Annotated in this window: 21 protein-coding genes and 1 pseudogene; 19 read left to right on the forward strand and 3 right to left on the reverse strand. The window is 59.8% G+C overall.

The genetic code is table 11. The annotated features are described in order from the left end of the window. Position 1: 1 nt before the first annotated feature. Positions 2-304, reverse strand: a pseudogene (locus V1471_RS19180) (DDE-type integrase/transposase/recombinase); the annotation flags it as partial. A 58-nt stretch (positions 305-362) separates the two neighbouring features. Then, positions 363-1,124 (reverse strand): DeoR/GlpR family DNA-binding transcription regulator, encoded by a 762-nt coding sequence (locus V1471_RS19185; protein ID WP_434291090.1) that lies wholly within the window; start codon positions 1,122-1,124, stop codon positions 363-365. Positions 1,125-1,360: 236 nt separating this feature from the next. Between V1471_RS19185 and glpD the strand changes: the two genes are divergently transcribed. The 9 genes from glpD to V1471_RS19230 all read left to right on the forward strand — a co-directional run bounded on the left by glpD (position 1,361) and on the right by V1471_RS19230 (position 11,736). After that, positions 1,361-2,971, forward strand: coding sequence for a glycerol-3-phosphate dehydrogenase (glpD, locus tag V1471_RS19190; RefSeq protein ID WP_434291091.1), 1,611 nt, complete (start codon positions 1,361-1,363; stop codon positions 2,969-2,971). 42 nt (positions 2,972-3,013) lie between these two features. Then, on the forward strand, positions 3,014-4,102 hold the full coding sequence (locus tag V1471_RS19195; RefSeq protein ID WP_434291093.1) for an ABC transporter ATP-binding protein: 1,089 nt from the start codon (positions 3,014-3,016) through the stop codon (positions 4,100-4,102). A gap of 12 nt (positions 4,103-4,114) precedes the next feature. After that, positions 4,115-5,209: an ABC transporter ATP-binding protein gene (locus V1471_RS19200; RefSeq protein WP_434291095.1), complete on the forward strand. Its 1,095-nt coding sequence runs from the start codon at positions 4,115-4,117 to the stop codon at positions 5,207-5,209. Continuing rightward, positions 5,209-6,081: a carbohydrate ABC transporter permease gene (locus tag V1471_RS19205; protein WP_207020869.1), complete on the forward strand. Its 873-nt coding sequence runs from the start codon at positions 5,209-5,211 to the stop codon at positions 6,079-6,081. The genes V1471_RS19200 and V1471_RS19205 overlap by 1 nt, the downstream gene beginning before the upstream one ends. Position 6,082: 1 nt before the next feature. Further along, complete coding sequence (locus tag V1471_RS19210; protein ID WP_434291096.1) at positions 6,083-6,934, forward strand: carbohydrate ABC transporter permease; 852 nt, start codon at positions 6,083-6,085, stop codon at positions 6,932-6,934. Between the two features lie 15 nt (positions 6,935-6,949). Further along, entirely contained in the window at positions 6,950-7,222 is a 273-nt protein-coding gene (locus V1471_RS19215; RefSeq protein ID WP_434291098.1) for a DUF2160 domain-containing protein, read from the forward strand. A gap of 57 nt (positions 7,223-7,279) precedes the next feature. Continuing rightward, a complete protein-coding gene (locus tag V1471_RS19220) occupies positions 7,280-8,986 on the forward strand; it encodes an ABC transporter substrate-binding protein (RefSeq protein ID WP_434291099.1) in 1,707 nt (568 codons plus the stop codon). Between the two features lie 108 nt (positions 8,987-9,094). Next, entirely contained in the window at positions 9,095-10,579 is a 1,485-nt protein-coding gene (gene glpK / locus V1471_RS19225; RefSeq protein ID WP_434291101.1) for a glycerol kinase GlpK, read from the forward strand. Beyond that, positions 10,579-11,736, forward strand: coding sequence for an iron-containing alcohol dehydrogenase (locus V1471_RS19230; protein WP_434291102.1), 1,158 nt, complete (start codon positions 10,579-10,581; stop codon positions 11,734-11,736). Before glpK ends, V1471_RS19230 begins: the two co-directional genes overlap by 1 nt. 295 nt (positions 11,737-12,031) lie before the next feature. Here the strand turns inward: V1471_RS19230 and V1471_RS19235 are convergent, their stop codons facing one another. After that, on the reverse strand, positions 12,032-12,802 hold the full coding sequence (locus V1471_RS19235) for an IclR family transcriptional regulator (protein WP_434291104.1): 771 nt from the start codon (positions 12,800-12,802) through the stop codon (positions 12,032-12,034). Between the two features lie 156 nt (positions 12,803-12,958). On the opposite strand from V1471_RS19235, the gene V1471_RS19240 reads away from it, so the two are divergent. From V1471_RS19240 to V1471_RS19285, 10 genes are all read left to right on the forward strand, one after another. Beyond that, positions 12,959-13,696, forward strand: coding sequence for an SDR family NAD(P)-dependent oxidoreductase (locus V1471_RS19240; protein ID WP_434291105.1), 738 nt, complete (start codon positions 12,959-12,961; stop codon positions 13,694-13,696). Positions 13,697-14,059: 363 nt separating this feature from the next. Next, the gene (locus V1471_RS19245; RefSeq protein WP_434291106.1) at positions 14,060-15,292 is read left to right on the forward strand and encodes a branched-chain amino acid ABC transporter substrate-binding protein; all 1,233 of its coding nucleotides are present in this window, start codon (positions 14,060-14,062) and stop codon (positions 15,290-15,292) included. Positions 15,293-15,367: 75 nt separating this feature from the next. Then, positions 15,368-16,297 carry an SMP-30/gluconolactonase/LRE family protein gene (locus V1471_RS19250; RefSeq protein ID WP_434291108.1) on the forward strand — a complete coding sequence of 310 codons (930 nt, stop codon included), beginning with the start codon at positions 15,368-15,370 and terminating at the stop codon, positions 16,295-16,297. 1 nt (position 16,298) lies between these two features. Continuing rightward, complete coding sequence (locus V1471_RS19255; protein WP_434291110.1) at positions 16,299-17,258, forward strand: branched-chain amino acid ABC transporter permease; 960 nt, start codon at positions 16,299-16,301, stop codon at positions 17,256-17,258. Between the two features lie 19 nt (positions 17,259-17,277). After that, entirely contained in the window at positions 17,278-18,558 is a 1,281-nt protein-coding gene (locus V1471_RS19260) for a branched-chain amino acid ABC transporter permease (protein ID WP_434291111.1), read from the forward strand. Next, positions 18,555-19,313 carry an ABC transporter ATP-binding protein gene (locus tag V1471_RS19265; RefSeq protein ID WP_434291113.1) on the forward strand — a complete coding sequence of 253 codons (759 nt, stop codon included), beginning with the start codon at positions 18,555-18,557 and terminating at the stop codon, positions 19,311-19,313. The genes V1471_RS19260 and V1471_RS19265 overlap by 4 nt, the downstream gene beginning before the upstream one ends. Then, positions 19,310-20,038, forward strand: a complete 729-nt coding sequence (locus tag V1471_RS19270; RefSeq protein ID WP_434291115.1) for an ABC transporter ATP-binding protein — start codon at positions 19,310-19,312, stop codon at positions 20,036-20,038. Before V1471_RS19265 ends, V1471_RS19270 begins: the two co-directional genes overlap by 4 nt. Position 20,039: 1 nt before the next feature. Next, a complete protein-coding gene (locus V1471_RS19275; RefSeq protein WP_434291116.1) occupies positions 20,040-20,807 on the forward strand; it encodes a 3-ketoacyl-ACP reductase in 768 nt (255 codons plus the stop codon). 115 nt (positions 20,808-20,922) lie between these two features. Then, complete coding sequence (locus V1471_RS19280; RefSeq protein ID WP_434291118.1) at positions 20,923-21,762, forward strand: alpha/beta fold hydrolase; 840 nt, start codon at positions 20,923-20,925, stop codon at positions 21,760-21,762. A gap of 12 nt (positions 21,763-21,774) precedes the next feature. Beyond that, on the forward strand, positions 21,775-23,253 hold the full coding sequence (locus V1471_RS19285) for a flavin-containing monooxygenase (RefSeq protein WP_434291120.1): 1,479 nt from the start codon (positions 21,775-21,777) through the stop codon (positions 23,251-23,253). Positions 23,254-23,263 lie beyond the last annotated feature (10 nt).

Genomic DNA, 23,263 nt, shown 5'->3' on the forward strand with positions numbered 1-23,263 from the left:
CTGTGATCACGACACGGGGTTCACCGAATTGCGAAATCAACCGTCTCAGGACGTACCGGGCTGCCTTTGCACTCCGCCGTGGTTGTGCGAGGGCATCAAGAACATTTCCGTTCGCATCCACGGCTCGCCAGAGCCAGCATTTCCGGATTGTTTCCCGGCTGACCGTCACACCGCGTTCCGCGAGCAGATCTGCAACGTCAGCGCGGCTGAGCGCAAAGCGATGGTCGACCCAGACGGCATAGGCGATGATCTCACGCACAAGACCAAAACCCTTTAGGCGAGGCATTTGGGGCGGGATCTTCATGCGTGAGCCGTAAACAACTCAGAACGCGCAAACAACTTGGCAATGCCGTGGCGTCGTCTCAGCAGCCAGAGACCACCTCGGTATTCCAGCTCTTGCAGGCCTGGGCCAGCTCGGCCGGAACGGCGTGATCGGTGAAATACACGTCGATGTCGGACAGCGATGCGATCCTTGCGGGGGCACTTCTGGAGAATTTGGTGTGATCCGCGACGAGAAAAACCTTGCGCGATTGCCGCAAGATCGTCTGGCTTACACTGACCTCTTGGATGTCGAAATCCAGAAGATCGCCATCACGGTCGAGAGCGGAACAGCCGATGACCGCCAGATCGAATTTGAATTGGCGGATGGTCTCTGCGGCCAGATTGCCGACCAAGCCGCCATCGGAGCGCCGCAAATGCCCACCGGTCACGATGACTTCGCAATTGCTGTTCCCGGCCAAGATGTTGGCGACATTCATATTGTTGGTGACGACCATCAGATCCTTGTGCTGCAACAACTCCTGCGCGACGGCTTCCGTGCTCGTCCCAATGTTGAGAAACAACGAAATCCCGTTGGGAATCCGCGATGCACAGGCCCGCGCGATCGCGGTTTTGGCCTCCGCGTTCAACTGCCGACGATCTTCGTACCCGATATTGATTGTGCCAGAAGCCAGCACCGCCCCGCCATGTACCCGTTCGACACGCCCCAGTTCCGCCAATTCGGACAGGTCGCGGCGAATGGTTTGAAGCGTCACGCCAAAATGCTCTGCCAGCCTCTCGACCGTGACCTTCCCCTCTTTGCGTGTCATTTCGAGAATCTCGGGATGACGAAAGTTGTTGGACATAGGTGTTCGCTTTGCTTCGTTTTTGTGGCTGCACGGGAAAAAGACGCGAAAACCCGATGCGAATCCAGTCAATTTATTGCCGCACCCGCGTAGATTCTCTCATCTTTTCTTCGCAGTTGCAGAAATATCTAACCTAACTCGTTGATTTTTCTTAATCGAACAAAAACGAAAACAAATATCTTGCGTTTTTGACCTTTTCCACACAACGTTAGCGCCAGAACTTGGGAGGAAAGCCTGTGCAGGGGAATGACAGCACACATCCCGTCGATCTTTTTGTGATCGGCGGCGGCATCAATGGCTGTGGCATTGCGCGCGACGCGGCGGGACGGGGATTTTCCGTGACGCTCGCGGAGATGAGCGACCTGGCCTCTGCGACCTCCTCCTCCTCCACAAAACTCTTTCACGGTGGGCTACGCTATCTCGAATATTTCGAGTTCCGATTGGTCCGTGAGGCTCTGATCGAGCGTGAAATTCTCCTGCGCGCCATGCCGCACATCAGCTGGCCGATGCGTTTTGTCCTTCCTTATCATAAGGATATGCGCTTCGAATCGGAAACGCCGACCTCGAAACTTCTGTCTGTCGTGATGCCTTGGATGAAGGGACGTCGTCCGGCATGGCTGATCCGGCTTGGCCTGTTTCTCTACGATCATCTGGGCGGGCGCAAAATCCTGCCGGGCACGGAAACCATCGGCCTGACGGGAACGCCCGAGGGCGCGCCGCTGCAGGAGCGCTTTGCCAAAGCCTATGAATATTCCGATTGCTGGGTCGAGGATTCCCGCCTTGTGATCCTCAATGCCCGTGACGCAGAGGCGCGCGGGGCGGCGATCCTGACGCGCACCAAAGTGACCCACGCAACGCGCGAAGGCGATCTCTGGCGTGTCGAAACGAAAGATATGGAACATGGCCGCACTGCCACCCATTACGCCAAAATGCTGGTGAATGCGGGCGGGCCTTGGGTCGGCGATGTGATTCACGACAAAATCGACCTGCCGTCGAAAGAGGGCGTGCGGCTTGTGCGCGGCAGCCATATCGTGACCCGCAAGCTCTACGATCACGACAAATGCTATTTCTTTCAGGGCACCGACGGGCGGATCATTTTCGCCATTCCCTATGAGACGGATTTCACCCTGATCGGCACCACGGATGCCGAGCACAGCGATCCGTCGCTCAAACCCACCTGTACCGACGAAGAGCGCGACTATCTGATCGCCTTTGCCAACAAATATTTCAAAGCGCCGATCAGCGCCGAGGATGTGGTCTGGAGCTACTCCGGCGTCCGCCCGCTCTACGATGACGGAGCGTCATCGGCGACAGCCGCGACACGGGACTATACGCTCAAGGTCGATGCAGAGAGCGGTGCGCCGGTGCTCAACATCTTCGGGGGGAAAATCACGACCTATCGGCGGCTTGCGGAAAGCGCGCTTGAGAAAATCTCGGAACATCTGCCGGACGCAAAGGGACCGAATACCAAAGGACGCTGGACGGCAGGTGTGCCGCTCGCAGGCGGGGATTTCCCGGTCAGCGGATTCGATCGGCTTGTTTCCGAGCTGCGTGCGCAATTCGGGTTTCTGACCCCGTTCTGGGCCCGACGTCTGGTGCGGGCCTACGGCACGGAAGCGCGCGAAATGTTGGGAGACGCACAGAATGCCGAGGCGCTCGGACGTGATTTCGGCGCGACCCTGACCGAGACCGAAGTGACATGGCTGATGGAACGCGAATATGCGCGCACAGCCGAGGATGTTGTTTGGCGCCGCTCGAAACTTGGGCTGCGTCTGGATGAAACGCAGATCCATGATCTGGATGACTGGATGAAGACCCGCCGCGCGGGGCGCGCCGCAGCTGAATAGAGCCAAAGGCCAAAGACAATAAAGCGCGGGGAGGAGGACCTTATGACGCTGGAACTGAAGGGCGTGTCGAAGATCGTCGAGGGGCAAATGCATATTGCCGCGACCGATCTGACGCTTGAAAAAGGAACGATGAACGTTCTGCTGGGACCGACCCTGTCGGGGAAGACCTCGCTGATGCGTCTGATGGCCGGGCTCGATCAACCGAGCGCCGGGCGGATTTTCTGGGACGGCAAAGACGTCACCGGCATGCGGGTGCAGGATCGCAAGGTTGCGATGGTGTATCAGCAATTCATCAACTACCCCTCGATGAGCGTTTACGACAACATCGCCTCGCCGATGAAGCTGATGGGCGTGGACAAGGCGGAGATCGATGCGCGGGTGCGGGAAACGGCGGAGCTGATGAAGCTGACGCCGATGCTGGACCGCAAACCTCTGGAACTGTCAGGCGGGCAACAACAGCGCTGTGCTCTGGCGCGGGCGTTGGTGAAAAACGCAGGCCTTGTGCTGCTGGATGAGCCGCTCGCCAACCTCGATTACAAGCTGCGCGAGGAGTTGCGTGTCGAGATTCCGAAGATCTTTGAGGCCTCCGGCTCGATCTTTGTCTATGCGACGACGGAACCCGAAGAGGCGCTTTTGCTCGGCGGCAACACAGCGACGCTCTGGGAGGGCCGCGTGACGCAATTCGGGCCGACGCCCGAGGTCTATCGTCAGCCGGTGGATGCGACCACGGCGCGGGTGTTTTCCGATCCGCCGATGAATTTCCTGCAAATCTCCAAGACCGGCGATCGTCTGATGTTCGGCGACGGGCAAAGCACGCAGGCGACCGGCAAGCTCGCGGAACTGGCCGACGGGCGCTACACCGCCGGGTTCCGTCCGAACCATCTCGAAATCATGCAGCATACTGAAAACGCGATGAAATTCACCACGAAATTGCATGTGACGGAGCTGACCGGGTCGGAAACTTTCGTCCATCTCGATCACCATGGCGCGCGTTGGGTCGGGTTGATCCACGGCGTGCACGATCTCGAGATTGGCGCCGCGCTCGATGTCTGGCTCGATCCGCGTCATGTCTATGTGTTCGGCGAAGACGGGGGGCTCGTTGCGCCCGCCGCCTACGCAATGGCGGCGTGAGGAGGCGCGATCATGGCTAGAATTACACTCGACAACCTTGCGCATTCCTACAATCCGACGCCTTCGTCAGAGGACGACTATGCGCTCAAGGAACTGAATTACGACTGGGAAGACGGCGAGGCCTATGCGCTTTTGGGCTCGTCGGGCTGTGGCAAGTCCACGTTGCTCAATATCATTTCGGGGCTATTGATGCCCTCGCAGGGGCGCATTCTGTTCGACGGCAAAGACGTCACCCGCGCGCCCACGGCGGAGCGCAACATCGCGCAGGTGTTCCAATTCCCGGTGGTCTACGACACGATGACCGTGCACGACAATCTGGCCTTTCCGCTCCGGAACCGCGGCCGCGACGAGTCCTATGTGGCCGAACGCGTTCAGGAAATCGCCAAGATGATCGGCATGGAAGACATGCTGCGCAAAAAGGCGCGCGGGCTGGGTGCGGATGCCAAGCAAAAGATCTCTCTTGGTCGTGGCATGGTGCGCAAGGACGTGAATGCGCTTTTGTTCGACGAACCCCTGACCGTGATCGATCCGCATATGAAATGGGAACTGCGCACCCAGCTCAAAAAGCTGCACCACGATTTTGGCCACACGATGATCTATGTGACCCACGACCAGACGGAGGCACTGACCTTCGCCGATAAGGTGGTGGTGATGTATGACGGGCGCGTGGTTCAAATCGGCACGCCCGAGGAGTTGTTCGAACGGCCCGCGCATACCTTTGTCGGCTATTTCATCGGCTCGCCGGGCATGAATGTGATCCCCGCCAAGGTCGAGGGCACAAAGGCCTATATCAACGGCTCGGAAATCGCGCTCGGCGCGGGATATGCGCCGGTGAGCGGCAAGGTGGAGATCGGCGTGCGGCCCGAGTTCGCGCGGTTGAGCGAAAGCGAAGGCCTGCCCGTAAAAGTGCGCCGCGTCGAGGATGCGGGCCGCCACAAGATCATCCGCGCCGAATTCTTTGGCCAAGACATCAACATCATCGCAGGCGAGGACGATCCCGTGCGCGCGGACATGACCCGCGTCACTTTCGACCCGGCACGCGTGAATGTCTATGCAAACGACTGGCGTGTGGCGCCCCAGTCCGCCACCGGCGGGGAGGCCGCGTGATGCAACAGAAAACAACCAATCACAAAGCATGGTTCCTTGTGCTGCCGGTCTTGGTGCTTGTGGCGTTCTCTGCCGTGATCCCGCTCATGACGGTGGTGAACTATTCCGTGCAGGACACCTTCGGCAACAACCAGTTCTTCTGGGCCGGTCTCGAGTGGTTCCAGGAAATGCTCTCGGACGAGCGCATGTGGAACGCGCTGCAACGTCAGTTGATGTTCTCCGGCATCATCCTTGCCATCGAAATTCCGCTCGGTATTTTCGTGGCGCTCAATATGCCGAAATCGGGCTTTTGGTCGTCCTTCTGCCTCGTGGTCATGTCGCTGCCGCTTTTGATCCCCTGGAACGTGGTCGGCACGATCTGGCAGATTTTCGGCCGCGTCGACATCGGCCTTCTGGGCTACACGCTCGACGCGCTTGGGATCGACTACAACTACACGCAGGACACGATTTCCGCCTGGATCACCATCATCGTGATGGATGTCTGGCACTGGACCTCGCTCGTGGCACTTCTCGCCTTTGCCGGTCTCAAATCCATCCCCGACGCCTATTATCAGGCCGCGCGGATCGATCAGGCGAACCGTTGGAAAGTGTTCCGCTTCATCGAACTGCCCAAGATGATGGGCGTGTTGATGATCGCGATCCTGCTGCGCTTTATGGACAGTTTCATGATCTACACCGAGCCCTTCGTGGTGACGGGTGGCGGTCCGGGCAATGCGACGACGCTTTTGTCCATCGACCTCGTCAAGATGGCTCTCGGCCAGTTCGATCTCGGACCCGCTGCCGCCTTCTCTCTGATGTATTTCCTCGTGATCCTGTTGATTTCATGGGTGTTCTACACCGTCATGGTCAACCTCGACAAAAAGGGCATGTAAGATGACGGACGCAACCGCACTCACACCCGCCACCCGCGCGCGCAGCCTGCCCAAGGTGAAGGGCCGCGCCGTGGTGATGACGCTCTATCTTCTGTTCCTCATGTTGCCGATCTACTGGCTGTTGAACATGAGCCTGAAGACCAACGCGGAAATCCTCGGGAGTTTTTCGCTTTGGCCACAAAACCTGACGTTTAAAAACTACGTCACGATCCTCACCGACGAGGCGTGGTATATGGGCTACGTCAACTCGATGATCTATGTGGTGATGAACACGGTGATCTCGCTCGCCGTAGCCCTGCCCGCCGCCTATGCGTTTTCGCGCTACAATTTCCTCGGCGACAAGCACCTGTTCTTTTGGCTTTTGACCAACCGCATGGCGCCGCCTGCCGTCTTTGCCCTGCCCTTCTTTCAGCTCTATTCCTCGATCGGGTTGTTCGACACGCATATCGCCGTGGCTCTGGCACATTGTCTCTTTAACGTGCCGCTCGCCGTCTGGATCCTCGAAGGTTTCATGCGCGGAGTGCCGAAGGAAATCGACGAGACCGCCTATATCGACGGCTACGGCTTTGGGCGTTTTTTCGTGAAGATCTTCATGCCGCTCATCGCCTCGGGCATCGGTGTGGCTGCGTTCTTCTGCTTCATGTTCTCTTGGGTCGAACTGCTCTTGTCACGCACGCTGACCTCTGTGGACGCCAAACCCATCGCCGCCACCATGACCCGCACCGTGGGTGCGGCAGGCGTCGACTGGGGCGTGCTGGCCGCCGCCGGGGTGCTCACCATCGTGCCGGGCGCGCTCGTGATCTACTTCGTGCGCAATTACATCGCCAAGGGCTTTGCCCTCGGTCGGGTCTAAGAGGAGGAATTCGACATGGACTGGATGGCATGGACATGGCCGACCGCCGCCTTTTTCGGAACGATTGCAACGCTTTTGGTGATCTTCACCCTTCTGGCGATCAAATTCCCCGAAACGCCGCGCGTTGGCGTCTTGGGCATTGAGACCACGCGGGGGGATCGTTTGTTCATCACCCTTCTGGGCTCGGCCTTTATCAATCTTGCATGGCTGGGCCTGATCGGCGCCAACCAAGCGCTTGCACTGGTCGTTTGCCTGATCTTTGCAGCCATCGTCTTTCGCTGGGTCTGAGGAGGCCCCGCGAGTGATCGACACCTAAAAATATAGGTTCACATAGGGAGGAAACCAATGAACCATCGTCTCAAGACAACCACCGCACTGGCGTTAGGCCTCGGCCTTTTGTCGGTGCCCGCTTTCGCCGATATGGATGCGGCCAAGGCGTTCCTCGATGCGGAAATCGGCGATCAGTCGGCGCTGTCGCGCGCCGATCAGGAAGCAGAAATGCAGTGGTTCATCGATGCCGCGCAGCCTTTTGCGGGCATGGAGATCAAAGTGGTCTCCGAGACCATCACCACGCACGAATATGAATCTCAGGTGCTCGCCCCCGCGTTCGAGGCCATCACCGGCATCAAAATCACCCACGACCTGATCGGCGAAGGCGATGTCGTCGAGAAACTGCAAACTCAGATGCAGTCGGGCGAAAATATCTATGACGCCTATGTCAACGACAGCGACCTGATCGGCACCCACTGGCGCTATCAACAGGTGCGCAACCTCACCGACTGGATGGCGAACGAAGGCGCGGATGTGACCAACCCCGGTCTCGATCTCGACGACTACATCGGCACCCAGTTCACCACCGCGCCCGATGGCAAGCTCTACCAGCTTCCCGATCAGCAATTCGCGAACCTCTACTGGTTCCGCTACGATTGGTTCACTGATCCCGCAATCATGGCCGAGTTCAAAGAAAAATACGGCTACGATCTCGGCGTGCCGGTCAACTGGTCGGCTTATGAGGACATTGCGGAATTCTTCACCGGTCGCAATATCGACGGCGTCGAGGTCTATGGCTCGATGGACTACGGCAAGAAAGACCCGTCCTTGGGCTGGCGCTACACCGACGCATGGATGTCCATGGCCGGGATGGGCGACAAAGGCGAACCCAACGGCCTTCCGGTCGATGAATGGGGCATCCGCGTGAACGAAAAATCCCAGCCCGTGGGCGCCTGTATGGCACGCGGCGGGGCGGCCAACTCCCCGGCGGCAGTCTATGCGGTGGAAAAAGCCATCGATTGGCTGAACAAATACTCCCCGCCCTCGGCCATGGGTATGACCTTCTCCGAGGCCGGTCCGGTTCCGGGTCAGGGCAACATCGCGCAACAAATGTTCATGTACACCACCTTTGTCGCACCTCTGGTCGACAGCCCGGCGGTGATGAACGAGGATGGCACCCCGAAATGGCGTCTCGCCCCCAGCCCGCATGGCGTCTACTGGGAAGACGGCATGAAAGTCGGCTATCAGGACGTGGGCTCCTGGACGCTGATGAAATCCACGCCCGAGGATCGCGCCAAGGCCGCATGGCTCTATGCGCAATTCGTGGGGTCCAAGACCGTCGACGTGAAGAAATCCCATGTCGGTCTGACCTTCACCCGCGAATCCACCATCCAGCATGAAAGCTTCACCGATCGTGCGCCGAAACTCGGCGGCCTCGTCGAGTTCTACCGCTCGCCCGACCGCGTGCGCTGGTCGCCCACCGGCACCAACGTTCCGGATTACCCGAAGCTCGCCCAGCTCTGGTGGCAGAATATCGGTGACGCGATGTCCGGCGCGAAATCCGCGCAAGACGCGCTCGACAGCCTCTGCGCCGATATGGAGAAAGTCATGGAGCGTCTCGAACGCGCTGGCATTCAGGGCGATCTCGGGCCGGTCATGAACGACGAGACCAGCGCCGAGGAGTGGCTCGCCAAGCCCGGCGCACCGAAACCCGCCATCGAAAACGAGCGCGAGACGCCGCAAACCGTCTCCTACGACGCGCTCGTGGCCTCCTGGCAATAACTGATCGAGAGGGGGCGGGGTCATTCCCGCCCTCTTTTTGCGCTCTCTTCTCCGTCCAGAGCTGGTGGCATAGCCTTGGACAGAGCAGAGACCACCAAGGAGATGCATGTGACCTATATTCTTGCCATCGATCAGGGCACCACCTCGACCCGCGCCATTCTCTTTGACCAATCGCTGTCCGTCACGGCCAGCGCACAGGAAGAATTCGAACAGCATTTCCCCCAAAGCGGCTGGGTCGAACATGACGCGTTCGACCTCTGGTCCACCACGGCGGCGACCTGTCGTGCGGCGATCGAGAAATCCTCGGCCGATGTGTCACACATCGCCGCCATCGGCATCACCAACCAGCGCGAAACCACGCTTGTCTGGGACAAGGCCACCGGCCAGCCGGTCTACAATGCCATCGTCTGGCAGGACCGCCGCACCTCCGAGCTTTGCAAAACGCTTAAGGCGGAAGGCTTCGAAGAGGTCGTCACGGAAAAGACCGGGCTTTTGCTCGATCCCTATTTCTCGGCGACGAAACTCAAATGGATTCTCGACAACGTGGAAGGCGCGCGAGACCGCGCCGAGGCGGGCGCGCTTTTGTTTGGCACGGTCGACAGCTGGCTGGTGTGGAAACTCACGGGCGGCAAGGTCCATGCCACCGACGCCACCAATGCCGCGCGGACCATGCTTTACGACATCCGCAAAGGCCGCTGGTCGACCACCATCTGCAAACGCTTCGATATTCCGATGGCAATGTTACCAGAGGTGCGCGATTGCGATGCCGATTTCGGCGAAACCCGCCCCGATCTCTTTGGCCGTCCGATCCCGATTTTGGGCATCGCGGGCGACCAACAGGCGGCCACCATCGGTCAGGCCTGTTTCAAACCGGGCATGGTCAAATCGACCTATGGCACCGGCTGTTTCGCGCTTTTGAACACGGGCGAGACGCCGGTGATGTCGCAAAACCGGCTCTTGACCACCATCGCCTACCGCATCGGCGGCAAGACGACCTATGCGCTCGAAGGGTCGATCTTTATCGCAGGTGCCGTGGTGCAATGGCTGCGCGACGGGCTGAAAATCATCCGCGAAGCCTCCGAGACCCAGCCCCTGGCCGAAAGCGCCGACAAAACGCAGGACCTGATCCTTGTGCCCGCCTTCACCGGACTGGGCGCGCCCTATTGGAATGCAGAATGCCGGGGGGCGATGTTCGGGATGACACGCAACTCAGGCCCAGCGGAATTTGCCCGCGCCGCGCTTGAAAGCGTCGGTTATCAAACCCGCGACCTCTTAGAGGCCATGCATGCCGACTGGCAGGGCGACGCCACCACAGCGCTGCGCGTCGATGGCGGCATGAGTGCCTCGGATTTTGCCATGCAATTCCTGTCCGACATCATTTCCGCGCCCGTCGACCGCCCCAAAGTCCTTGAGACCACGGCCATGGGCGCCGCCTGGCTCGCGGGTCAGCGGGCGGGCGTCTATCCCGACATGGAGGGCTTTGCCGCCACATGGGCGCTGGAGCGCACCTTTGAGCCGACCATGGATGAGGCGACGCGGCAGGCCAAATGCGACGGTTGGGCGCGGGCCGTGCGTGCCACGATGCTGGTCTGATGCCGGGTCTCGCCGACAGCCTGGCGTCCAATCCGGTCGCGGATATCGCCTTTACCGCGCCCGCACGCTGTCTGATCGGACGTGGCGCGAAGGATCAGGTCGCAGCTTTGGTGCGCGAGAGGGGGCAAAAGGTCCTCATCTTGCGCAGCGCCTCGGTCCTTTGGGCCGATGTGCTGATCGAAGAACTCGACACTCTTGGGGCACAGGTCACATCCCTTACCGCCCGAGGCGAGCCGACCGTCGATCAGGTCCGTGACGCGGTGTCCCGCGCCCGTGCGTCCGCCGCCGATTGTATCGTCGCCATTGGCGGCGGTGCGGTGATTGATCTGGGCAAGGCGGTGTCGGGGCTGTGTGTCTCCGAGGGCGATGTGTTGGATCATCTCGGTCTCGGGCCAAATCCCGCGCCCAAACTCAACGCCCCCCTGCCCTTCGTGGCGATCCCGACCACCGCAGGCACCGGCGCAGAGGCCACACGCAACGCGGTGATCGGTGTACCGGAACAAGGGCTCAAGATCAGCCTGCGCGATCCACGTCTCGTGCCGGACCTCGCGGTGGTCGATGCGTCCCTGACCGATGGTCTGCCCAAATCCCTGACCCTTTCGACCGGGTTGGATGCGCTGACACAGTTGATCGAGAGCTACCTGTCGAACCGCGCCAATCCGGTCACCGATGCTCTCGCATGCGGCATGATCGGGCCTGCGGCCGCAGCGCTTCAGGCGCTCATGACACGTGAGGATGAAACCGCGCGCGACACTTTGGCCAAAGCCAGCTATTTAAGCGGTCTGGCGCTGGCCAATTCCGGGCTTGGGATTGTGCATGGCCTCGCCGCCGTCATCGGCAGTCGCGGTGGCGCCCATGGCGCGATCTGCGGGCGTCTGCTTCCTGCTGCACTGACGGTCAATCATGCCGCGCTGATAAAGGCAGGCAGACCCACCGCACGCTGCGAAGAGATCGAACGATGGGTGCAAGACGGGCTTGGCATGTCCCTGCGCGCTTTCATTGACAGGCATGGGCTGGCCTCTCTCGCCGACCTGCACTGCGGCCCGCCGCTTTGGGAGGAAACCGCGCGACATGCCCTCTCGGCCTCCTCCACACAGGCCAACCCTGTGCGGCTCAGTGTCGCCGAGGTGCACCAAATCCTGAAGCTTTCCGCCTGATCCAGGGCGCGTCCCAAATGCGACCGGCCAACCCAAGGCTTTACGCGCAGGCCTCTTCCATTGTGGGCGAATGCCAATGAACGCTGTCGAAGACCTGACGCTTCAAAAGCCGAATGTAATGGTGCAAATGACGCCGAACTCAAACCGCGACACGACCACTTGAGCCAATGGCCTGCGCTATTCTGTGCTCTGGAGCCATTTCCCAAGCCACATCTGACAGCTACGGTTCGATGCTTGTGGCGGGCCGCCGATCTTGTTGCGCTTTTGTCTACCGCTACAGATGTTGCCATCGGTTTCAGGCAATCATGTCGGCGATCTCGGCGGCTGCGGCTTTGAGATCCGGCAGGAGGTCCATGGCGCGTTCCTGTGTCATGCGTTGTGGAATCGAGGAAATCGACATCGCCAGATAGGCGCTTCCGCGCGGGTTCGGAACGGGTATGGTCAGTCCGGCGACGCCAACAAAGGTCACATCCCGCGCCCAGCCATAGCCGGTCTTGCGCACCCGCTCGACCTCGTTGCGCAATCCGTCCGGGGTTGCCTCGCCGAACAATTTCCTGTCCCGCGTTGCCCGCAGGATCACATCCTCTGCCTCATCTTCCGGCATGGACGCCAGAAGCGAGCGGCCGGAATGGCCGGAGACGAGATGCAGGGTCTGGTTGGCGGAAACCACGTGGGTACGGATCGGGTAAGCGCCTTCGCAGCGCAACAGGTAATGCGCAAAATCTCCGGTCCGCATCGCGAGATAGACCGTGTCGCCGCAACGCTCGGCCAGCGACTGGATAATCGGACGAAGTCGGGCCGGATCGCCAACCGGACTTGGGGCATTGAGCCCCAATTCGTACATCATGGACGACAGGCGGTAGCGCCGCTCCTGTGTGCGTTCCACGAAACTTTCTGCTGTCAGGGTGGCGAGAATGCGGTGCACTGTCGGACGGCTCAGCCCCGTGCGATCCGTCAAGTCGAGCAGACGCGCTCCTCGCGGGCCATGCCGACCAAGCTCGCGCAGAATCAGGCAGGTCCTCTCGACCACCTGGCTTTTGTTGCTTTTGTCCTTCGTCTCTTCCATGCGGTCACTCATTTTGTCCGTCATTCGGACTTATTGTCGGATTTTCGGCTGAATATCATGCTTTTGGTTGCAATATATCGCCATTTAAACAAGCGATATCCCGCCAATCAAGAGTCAAATTAATGGACATTATGGGTATTCAAAAGGAGGACACGCATGAAACGCAGGTTTGAAGGACAGGTTGCCGCCATCACCGGGGGCGCGCGCGGTATCGGGCGCGCAGTGGCGGAACGTCTGCTGTCGGAGGGAGCGCAAGTGGCGATTTGGGACCTCAAGGGCGCGGATATTGCCGCCAAAGAGCTTGGGGAAAATGCCCTTGGCTTTGCGGTCGATGTTTCCGATGAGGCGTCTGTCGAGGCCGCGCGGCAGGCGACCGAAGCTGCCTTTGGCAAGATCGACATTCTGGTGACGGCGGCTGGGATTACCGGGCCGACACATCCCGTCAAGGGGCATGAATTCGCCTCTTGGCGACAGGTGATCGACATTCATCTGGGCGGGGTTTTTCTGTGCACGCGCGCTGTGCTCGATGGGATGACGGCCCGCAATTACGGGCGTATCGTCACCGTGGCCTCTGTCGCGGGCAAGGAGGGAAATCCGAACTCATCCAGCTATTCGGCGGCAAAAGCCGGCATCATTGGCTTTACCAAGTCGCTCGGCAAGGAGCTTGCCTTGACAGAGGTGCGCGCCAATTGTTTCGCGCCGGGCCTGATCAAGACCCCCCTCATGGAGCAATTGCCGCCCGAGCAGATTGAATTTTCTCTGTCGCGAATCCCTCAGGGGCGCTTTGGTACGGTCGAGGAATGCGCGGCGATGATTTGCTTCATCGCCAGCCCGGAATGTTCCTTCAATTCCGGGTCGGTCTTCGATATGTCTGGCGGGCGCGCTACATACTAAGTCCGGTATGTGGACCATAATGCAAGAATTGTGCCGGAAATGTCCGAAATAGTTTTCGGCACAATTTTATTTTAACAGTCTGAAAAATAAAAATTATAAATTTTATATTCGGAATTCAGAATTTTATTTGCGAATAAAAAAATAAAAAATAGTCCATATGCCGGAATATTCGAGTTGACCATTTTCGACGAGTTTTCCAGCATATGCACCATGGAGGAACGCACGTCCCGAACGCACAAAGATCAAGGGGCGCGTGCCATGGCTTCGGCCAATTGGAGAAACTGACGATCCCCTCAGGACGCCCGCTCGGATGAGTGTCACCCGCACGCGGGACAGTGAGGGATTTGTCTTCGGGAGGACAGTATGAAGAAAACCCATATCCTTTTTGCATCCGCACTCACCCTGATGGCGACCGGCGCACTTGCCGAAGACACGTTTAAATTCGCCATGATCGACCCGTTCTCGGGGCCGGCGGCGATGGTGACCGAGCGCATCGAGAAAGTGCTGCGCTATTCCGTTGACGAGGTGAACGCGGCGGGCGGGCTGAACGGTCAGCAAATCGAAATTCTGACCTTCGACAACAAAATGTCGGCTCAGGAAACCGCCATTCAGGCGCAAAAGGCGATCGACGCGGGCGCGCGTATTCTCCAGACCTCGGTTTCTTCTTCGAACACGTTCGCACTCGTGGATTTCGTCAACAAACACAACCGCCGCAACCCGGACGATCAGGTCATCGTCTTTGACGGTGCGTCGCACGATCCCGCGATCACCGGCGAGAAGTGCAGCTATTACAGCTTTTCCTGGGTGCTGGACGCGGACACGAAGACCGCAGGTCTTGCCCATTACCTCACGGAGCGCCCGGATATCACGAAAGTCTATCTTCTGAACGCCGAAGGCTCCTCCGGTCAGACCACACGGCAATCCGTGCTCGACAAGGTGGGCGCAACTCGTCCGGATATCGAATGGGTCGGCGACGACACCCACCCGCTTCAGAAAATCACCGATTTCACGCCTTATATCGCGAAAATCAAAGCCTCTGGCGCGCAGGCGGTGATCACTTCGGATTGGGGTGCCGATCTGGCGCTCGTTCTGAAAGCGGCGGGCGAAGGCGGGCTTGAGGCGGAATGGTTCACGTATTTTTCGACCGGTCCGGGGGCCCCGACCGCGATGGCGCAATCGGGTCTCGACGGAAAAGTGTACTCCGTTTTCGATGGCGATGCAGGGATCGCGAATGACGCTTTGCACGCATTTGAGGCGGCCTATCGTGCGCAAACCGGGCAATCGGCATCGGCATTCCCCGGTGACACCTCTGCGATCCGTGCTTTGACAAAAGCGGCGGAAAAGGCAGGCTCCAATGAGGTACATGATCTGATTCCGGCCTTGGAAGGCATCGAGTTCACGACCGTCTACGGCGCTGCGGCCACCAGCCGTCCGGAGGATCACCAGATCATCACCCAGATGGCCGTTTCCAAATTCGTCGATGTGCCGGAGGGTGTGCTTGACGAAGAGGGCACCGGATGGGGTTGGGAAAACGTCGCAGTGATCCCGGCGGATGTGATTGCACTTCCGACCACCTGCGAGATGAAACGCCCGTAAATTCTGAGGAGGGAGACACGGGGGGAACGCAACGCCCGTGTCTCGTCCGCCGCTCTGGCGGACAGAGGAGAAAACATGACGCACTATCCCTATAAAGAGATCACGGACGGCCTCGGGTTCCCCGAAGGCCCCGTTGTGATGCCGGACGGTTCCGTGATCGTCTGCGAGATCAAGAATTGCTGCCTGACGAAAGTCTGGCCCGACGGCACGAAAGAGGTTGTCGTCAAACTCAAAGGGGCGCCCAACGGTGCCGCGATGGGGCCGGACGGAGCGATGTATATCTGTAACAACGGTGACGGGTTTGCCTGGGGGAACCCTGGCGGCGTGACCCAGCCTGTGGGTGGCAATCCGGAGTATTCCGGTGGGCGCATCGAGCGCGTGGATCTTGAGACGGGCGTTGTGACCGAACTTTACCGCGAGATCGACGGTCATCCGCTTTTGATGCCGAACGATATCGTCGTCGACAAAGACGGCGGGCTTTGGTTCACCGATCACGGCACCCGCACGGAGCGCAGTTTTCTGCATGGCGGGCTGTATTACGGCAAGCCGGACGGCTCTTATGCCTGCGAAATCGCATGGCCGATCACCACAGCCAATGGCGTTGGGTTCTCGCCCGATGAAAAGACCGTTTACGTTGCCGACACGGAGACCGGGCGTCTCTATTCCTATGACATCACCGGCGCGGGCGAGATCCGCAAACCGAACCCGTTTGCACCGGGCGAAGCGGTTTTGGCGCAGGTCGAGGGTTTCAAGCGTTACGACAGCCTTGCGGTCGAAGCCAATGGCAACATCTGCTGCGCCGGTCTGACGCCGGGTTGCATCACGGTGATTTCGCCCGAGGGAAAGCATGTCGAAACCGTTGAAATGCCTGATGAATTCGCGACCAACATCGCCTTTGGCGGACCTGATATGAAGACCGCTTACATTACGCTCTCGGGTTCCGGGCGGCTGATCGCCGTTGACTGGCCGCGCGCCGGTCTCAAACCGAATTTCTCGGGGCTGTGACATGAGCGCAGAAGTTATCACATTCTCCCTGCTGAACGGCACGCTCTACGGCATGCTCCTGTTCCTGCTCGCATCTGGCCTCACCCTCATCTTCTCGATGATGGGTGTGCTGAACTTTGCGCACGCCAGTTTCTTCATGATCGGCGCCTATTTCGGCTTTGAGATTTCGAAATATGTAGGCTTCTTCCCGGCGCTGATCCTTGCCCCTGTGCTGGTCGGCCTCGTGGGGGCGCTGATCGAGCGCTATGGCCTTCGCCGCGTGCACAAGTTCGGCCATTTGGGCGAGCTGTTGTTCACCATCGGCGTGGCCTTCGTGATCGAGGAAGCGGTTCAGATGATCTGGGGCCGCAGCCCGATGGATTATCAGGTCCCCGCCGCGCTCGATTTCACCGCCTTCGAGATTTTCGGCACGGGCTATCCGGCGTTTCGCCTGTTCATGCTGATCATGTCCGTGGTGATCTTTGCCGCTCTCGCGCTCCTGCTGACCCGCACCCGTGTCGGTCTCGTGGTCAAAGCCTCGCTCACCCATCCGGAGATGGTGTCGATGCTGGGCCATGACGTTCCCTTGGTGTTCATGTCGGTTTTCGGCGTCGGCTCTGCGCTGGCGGGGATCGCCGGTGTCATCGGCGGGCCGATCCTGATCACCCAGCCCTCCATGGCTGCCGCCCTCGGGCCGATCCTCTTCGTGATCGTCGTGGTCGGTGGTCTCGGCTCGCTCTCGGGCGCTTTCGTGGCCTCGCTGATCGTCGGTTTCATCCAGACTTTCGCCGTCGGCATCGACCTCTCTGTCTCCGATGTCTTCGGCCTGATTGGTGTGACGCAACCGCCCGCCGCCCTGGGCGCGCTCGTGTCCGACATCTGGAACGTGTCGGTGTCGCAGATCGGTCCGGTCATTCCCTACCTCCTGCTCGTCGCGGTGCTGATCTTCCGGCCCATGGGCCTGTTCGGCAAGCGCGCCTGATGCGGAAAGGATAAGAATAATGTCAGTCAACGCACTCGAAACATCGCGGGAGACCGGCGGCACGCGCCTTATTGCAGGCCTGCCTTGGGCCGCCATCGCGCTTGCCCTCCTCCTTCTGCCGATGATCTTCACCAGCAATTCGATGATCTCCACGCTGAACTATCTCGGCACCATGGCGATTTTCGCGCTCTCTTATAACGTGCTTCTGGGCCAGACCGGGCTTCTGTCTCTGGGTCATGGCACCTTCTTCGGCCTCGGCGGGTTTATTGCCACCCATGCCGTGCTCAACATGGCCGATGCGGGCTGGAACTTCCCGCTGCCGCTCGTGCCGCTGATCGGCGGGATCGGGGCGCTGGTCCTCGGCTTCTTCGGCGGCTGGCTGGCCTCCGGTCGCGGCGGCATGCCCTTTGCGATGATCACTCTGGGTCTTTCCGAACTGGTCTATGCGGCGGCGGCACTTTTCCCGTCGCTCTATGGCTCCGAGGAAGGCGTTTCGATGGACCGCATGGATCTCGGCGCCTCGTTTGGCATGGATTACGGCCCGACCGTGGACATCTATGTCATCGTTGCCGTCTGGTTCCTGATCTGCGCAGCACTCCTGTATTTCTTCTCGAAAACTCCGCTGGGCCTTCTGGCCAACGCGGTGCGGGACAATGCCGAGCGCGTTGAATTTCTGGGCTTTTCCGCCAAACGCGTCCGCATGCTGGCCTATGCCATCGCCGCCGGGATCGCAGGTGTGGCGGGCTCTCTTGCCGCGCTGAATTTCGAGATCATGACGGTCAACGAACTGGGTGCTGCCACTTCCACTTTGGTGCTCCTGATGACCTATATCGGCGGGACGAAACATTTCTTCGGTCCGGTTCTGGGCGCGATTGTCATCGGTCTGATGAAAATCTGGCTCTCGGATATTTCGTCCGCCTGGATGATGTATTTCGGTCTGCTGTTCATCTTCGTGGTGATGGTGCAGCCTGCGGGTCTGGCGGGCATCCTGATGTCCGGCGTGTCTCTCATTCGCTCCGGCACGCTTAAGGTGCAAGCGCCGCTTTTGACCCTGATCGGGCTGGCCGGTCTCGTGACACTCGTCGGCGTGATCGTTGTGATCGAACTGGCCTATCGCGCCGGTCTCGACGCCGCCCTCGGGCCGCAGATGACGGTTCTGGGCCTGCCGCTCAATGCCACCTCCGTTCTGTCCTGGGGCTTTGGCCTTGTTCTGGTCGCGGGGGGCATTTTGGCGATGCGCCCGCTTCTCGACCGGCTTGAAACCCTCCGCCATTCGCTCGGCAAAGGAGAGATCGCATGACCAACGCACTTGAAATCAAGGACCTGCGTAAATCTTTCGGGCCGGTGGAAATCATCCGCGGTGTGAACCTCGATCTGCGCAAAGGCGAACGTCATGCGCTGATCGGGCCGAACGGGGCCGGGAAATCGACGCTGTTTCACCTGATCTCGGGTCGGATCACGCCGACCTCCGGGCAGATCCTGTTCGACGGTAAAGACATCGCGGGTCATCCGCCCGCAGAAATCGTGCGCGCGGGGTTGTCGCGCAGTTTCCAGATCACCAACATCTTTCCTCAGATGAGCGTGCTGGAAAACCTGCGTTGCGCCGTGCTTTGGAAACTCGGGCATCGCTACACGCTGCTGCGTCCCACCTCATCCCTCAAAGATGTGGCGGCGGAATGTGAGCGCCTGCTGGTCGAGCTTGGCCTGACGCACCGCGCGCATGATACCGCAGACAGCCTGACCTACCCCGAACAACGCGCGCTCGAGCTGGGTCTGGCGGTCGCTTCCGGGGCCAATACGCTGCTCCTTGACGAACCTATGGCGGGGATGAGTCATTCGGAAACCGATGCGGCATTGCAGCTCATCATGAAGGTGACCGAGGGCAAGACTTTGCTGATGGTCGAACACGATATGGGCGTGATTTTCGAGATGGCCGACCGGATTTCTGTTTTGGTCTATGGCCAGATCATCGCCACCGGCACACCCGAAGAGATCCGCGCCAACCCTGCGGTGCAGGAGGCCTATCTGGGCGCGAGCGAGGAGGATGCGGCATGAGCAAACCCGAATTGAACATCGAAGCCGAAACGCTTTTGTCCGTGCGCGATCTGCAAGCGTGGTATGGCAAAAGCCACATCCTGCACGGCGTGAACCTTGAGGTCAAACGCGGCGAGATCGTCTCGCTTCTGGGCCGCAACGGTGCCGGGCGCTCGACGCTTTTGAAAGCGATCATGGGGGCTGTCACCACGAAGGGCGAAGTGTCCTTTGCCGGGCAGGATCTCGGGGGGCAAAAGCCGCACAAGATCGCCTATGCGGGCATCGGTTACGTGCCGGAAAGCCGCGATGTGTTTCCCGATTTGACCGTGCGCGAGAACCTCATTCTGGGGATGAAGTCCAAGGGCGAAGGCCGCTGGACCATGGAAGACATCTTCGATCTCTTCCCGGTTCTGCGCACCCGCGCCGAGACCAATGCCGGATCGCTTTCGGGCGGCGAGCAGCAGATGCTCACCATTTGCCGCACGCTGATTGGCGATCCGGACCTGATCATGGTCGATGAGCCGACCGAGGGTCTTGCGCCGAAAATGGTCGCCGCTGTCGGTGAGCTTTTGGAGCGCATCGCCGCGAAAGGCATCGCGATCCTTTTGGTCGAACAGAAACTCGTGATCGCCCTCGATATTTCGCACCGGCTCTACGTCATGGGCCATGGCGAGATCGTATTCGAAGGCACGCCCAAGGGATTGATGGACAATCCCGAGGTGCGCGCCGAATGGCTGGAGGTATAAGATGAGCAGACCTGTTGCTCTTGTAACCGGTGCCCGTCAGGGGCTTGGACGCGGCATCGCTTTGGCGATGGCCAAGGCGGGCTTTGACGTAGCCGGGCTTGATATTGTCACCGACGAGAAATCCGACGCGGTTGTCAAAGAACTCGAAGCGCTTGGCGCGAAAGCCTATTTCGGCCAGATGGATCTCTCCGATCTTGCCGCCCATGAGGGCGCGATTGCAGCGGTCGAAGAGGCGCTCGGGCCCGTCGATGCGCTGGTGAACAACGCAGGCATCGCGGCGCGTCCGCTGACCGACATCCTCGATCTCGGTGCGGACGCGTTCGACCGGAACCTCGGCGTCAACCTGCGCGGCAATTTCTTTTTCACCCAAGCCATGGCGAAACGCATGATCGCGCGGGAGGTGGAGAGCTATCGCTCCATCACCTTCATCACCTCGATCGCCGCGTCTCATGTTTCGACCGACCGCAGCCCCTATTGCGTCTCGAAAGCGGGGCTGTCGATGGTGGCGCAACTCTACGCCGACCGCCTCGGTGCGCATGGCATTGCGGTGCATGAAATCCGTCCTGGCTTTATCCGCACCGAGATGACCGGCTCCGCGCCGACGGGCAAGATCGACGCCTATATCGAGAGCGGTCAGGTCGCCCAGAAACGCTGGGGCGAGACCTCCGACATCGGCACCGTGGCCGCCTCGCTCGCGTCGGGCGCGCTGCCCTATGTGACCGGACAACCGATTTACGTGGACGGGGGGTATCACATCCCCACCGCCTGACGAACGGGGCTCCTGCCCCACCCTAACACCCGATTTCCCCCGACCGGCCCACCGGATCGGCTCCGATGTCTGACGGGCAACGGACGGGGAAGCTTTGAGCAAAGGAGATTTGAACATGCTCGATCAACCTTACCGCGAAGGCGAAGTGACGGTCGGCGGCGTGTCCGTTCAGTACCGCGTTGCCGGGCCGGACAACGACCGTTTGCCGCTCGTGCTGGTGCATGGCACGGCTGGCTCCATCGACGGCCATTATGGCTATATCTTCCCGATGATGGCCTACCGGCAAAAGGTCATCGCCCTCGACTGGTCCGAACCGGCGGGCGACACGGTCGAGCTTGCCGATCTGGTCGCGCAGGTCAAAGCCGTGATCGAAGCCGAGGTGCCGGAGGGTCCGGTGACGCTGATGGGCTATTCGCTGGGCGCTTGTGTGGCCGCAAAGGTCGCCGCCGAGATGGGCACAAAGATCAAGAACCTGATCCTCACCGCAGGCTGGCTCAAAACCGATACGCATCAGAAAATGCGCAACGACGTGTGGCGTCAACTCCGCGATCAGGACAGCCCGTCGATCACGCAATACATGACCTTCTGCGCCTTCTCCCCCGCCTTCCAGAACCTCAAGACGCTCGACGAGATGAAAGCCGCCGCCGGGATGCTCAAAATGAGCCCCTTCGTCGACAAGCAGATGGATCTGAACACCCGCATCGACATCGCCGCCGATTGCGAAACCATCACCGCCAAGACGCTGGTGATCGGCTGCACCTACGACATGATGGTGCCGAAACATCATTCGAAACAGCTCTTTGGCGCCATCGAAGATGCGCGCTACGCCGAAATCCCCTCGGGTCACGCCGTCGTCCACGAACGCGCCGCCGAGCTTTTCCACTATGTCGACCGGTTCTCCGCTCAGCCCGATCAATATCCGGCAGGCGCGATCATTCCGGCCCAGAAACCCTGAGGAGACACCCAAATGACGACTGAAACCGAAATTCTGATCATCGGCACCGGCTTTGCGGGTCTCGGCATGGCGATCCAACTCAAACGCACCGGGCGCGAAGATTTTATCGCCATCGAACGGGCGGGCGACGTGGGCGGCACATGGCGCGACAACCACTATCCGGGCATCGCCTGCGATGTGCCGTCGCATCTCTATTCCTACAGCTACCTGCCGAACCCCGACTGGACCCGCGTCTTCTCTCCGGGGCCGGAAATTCAGGCCTATATCCGCAAATGTGCCGAGGACGAAGGCATCCTGCCGCACATCCATTTCCACACGGATATGCTGAAAAGCACTTGGGACGAGGCCAGGAAACGCTGGGTCGTCGAGACCTCCAAAGGCACCTATGAGGCGAAAATCCTGATCACCGGCACGGGTCACTTGGCCGACGGGCATATGCCCAAAATCGAGGGTCTCGACAGCTTCGAAGGCGATGTGTTCCACTCCGCCAACTGGGATCACTCCGTCGATCTCGAAGGCAAACGCATCGGTGTCGTCGGCTCCGGCGCGTCGGCCATTCAGATCATCCCGGAGATGCAGAAACTCGCCTCCGAAATGGTCGTGTTCCAACGCTCCGCACCCTATATGATCCCGCGCTGGGATCGCCAATATACCGAGGGCGAGCGCCGTCTGTGCCGTCGCGATCCGTCGGTGATCGAGGAAATGCGTTCGGAAATTTTCTGGGCCGGTGAGTTCAACTTTGCCCAGCGTCGCAACATCCCGCGCTTCCTCAACGAAGCCAAGGCGCTCGCCGTGCGTCACCGCGAGACCCATGTCAAAGACCCGGAGTTGCTCGCCAAACTGACCCCGGATTATGAGATCGGCTGCAAACGTCTTTTGATTTCCAACACTTACTACCCGGCCATGACCGCAGAGAACACCACGCTTGAGGCCTCCGCTCTCAAGAAGGTCGACGGCAAAAAGGCCTATGGGGCGTCGGGCGAGGGCTATGAGCTTGACGTTCTGGTCTTTGCGACCGGGTTCGAAGCCGTGCGCCCGCCCTTTGCCACGCGCATTTTCGGCTCCGAAGGCATCAGCCTCGACGCGCACTGGGATCGCGGCATGCAGGCCTACGATTCCATTTCGGTCAACGGCTACCCGAACCTCTTCATCATCAACGGCCCGAACACCGGTCTCGGCCATAACTCGGTCGTCTACATCATCGAGGCGCAGGTCGATTACATCCTCGGTGCGTTGGACGCGATCGAGAGCCAGAATGTCGAAGTGATCGAAGTGAAACGCGACGCCGAAGACGCCTATATGGACAAGATCGACCGGATGTCTCAGGGCACCGTTTGGCTCGCGGGTGGCTGTAAATCCTGGTACGTCGATGACCGCTCCGGCCGTCTCACGCTGGTCTGGCCCGATTTCGCCCATAGTTTCCGTGACGAGAATGGAACCTTCCATCCCGAAGGCTACATGATGCAAAGCGCGCCCGTGGCCGCGGAATAAGGAAGACTTG

It is taken from the genome of Celeribacter sp. SCSIO 80788 (assembly GCF_051054295.1).
Taxonomy (GTDB): domain Bacteria; phylum Pseudomonadota; class Alphaproteobacteria; order Rhodobacterales; family Rhodobacteraceae; genus Celeribacter.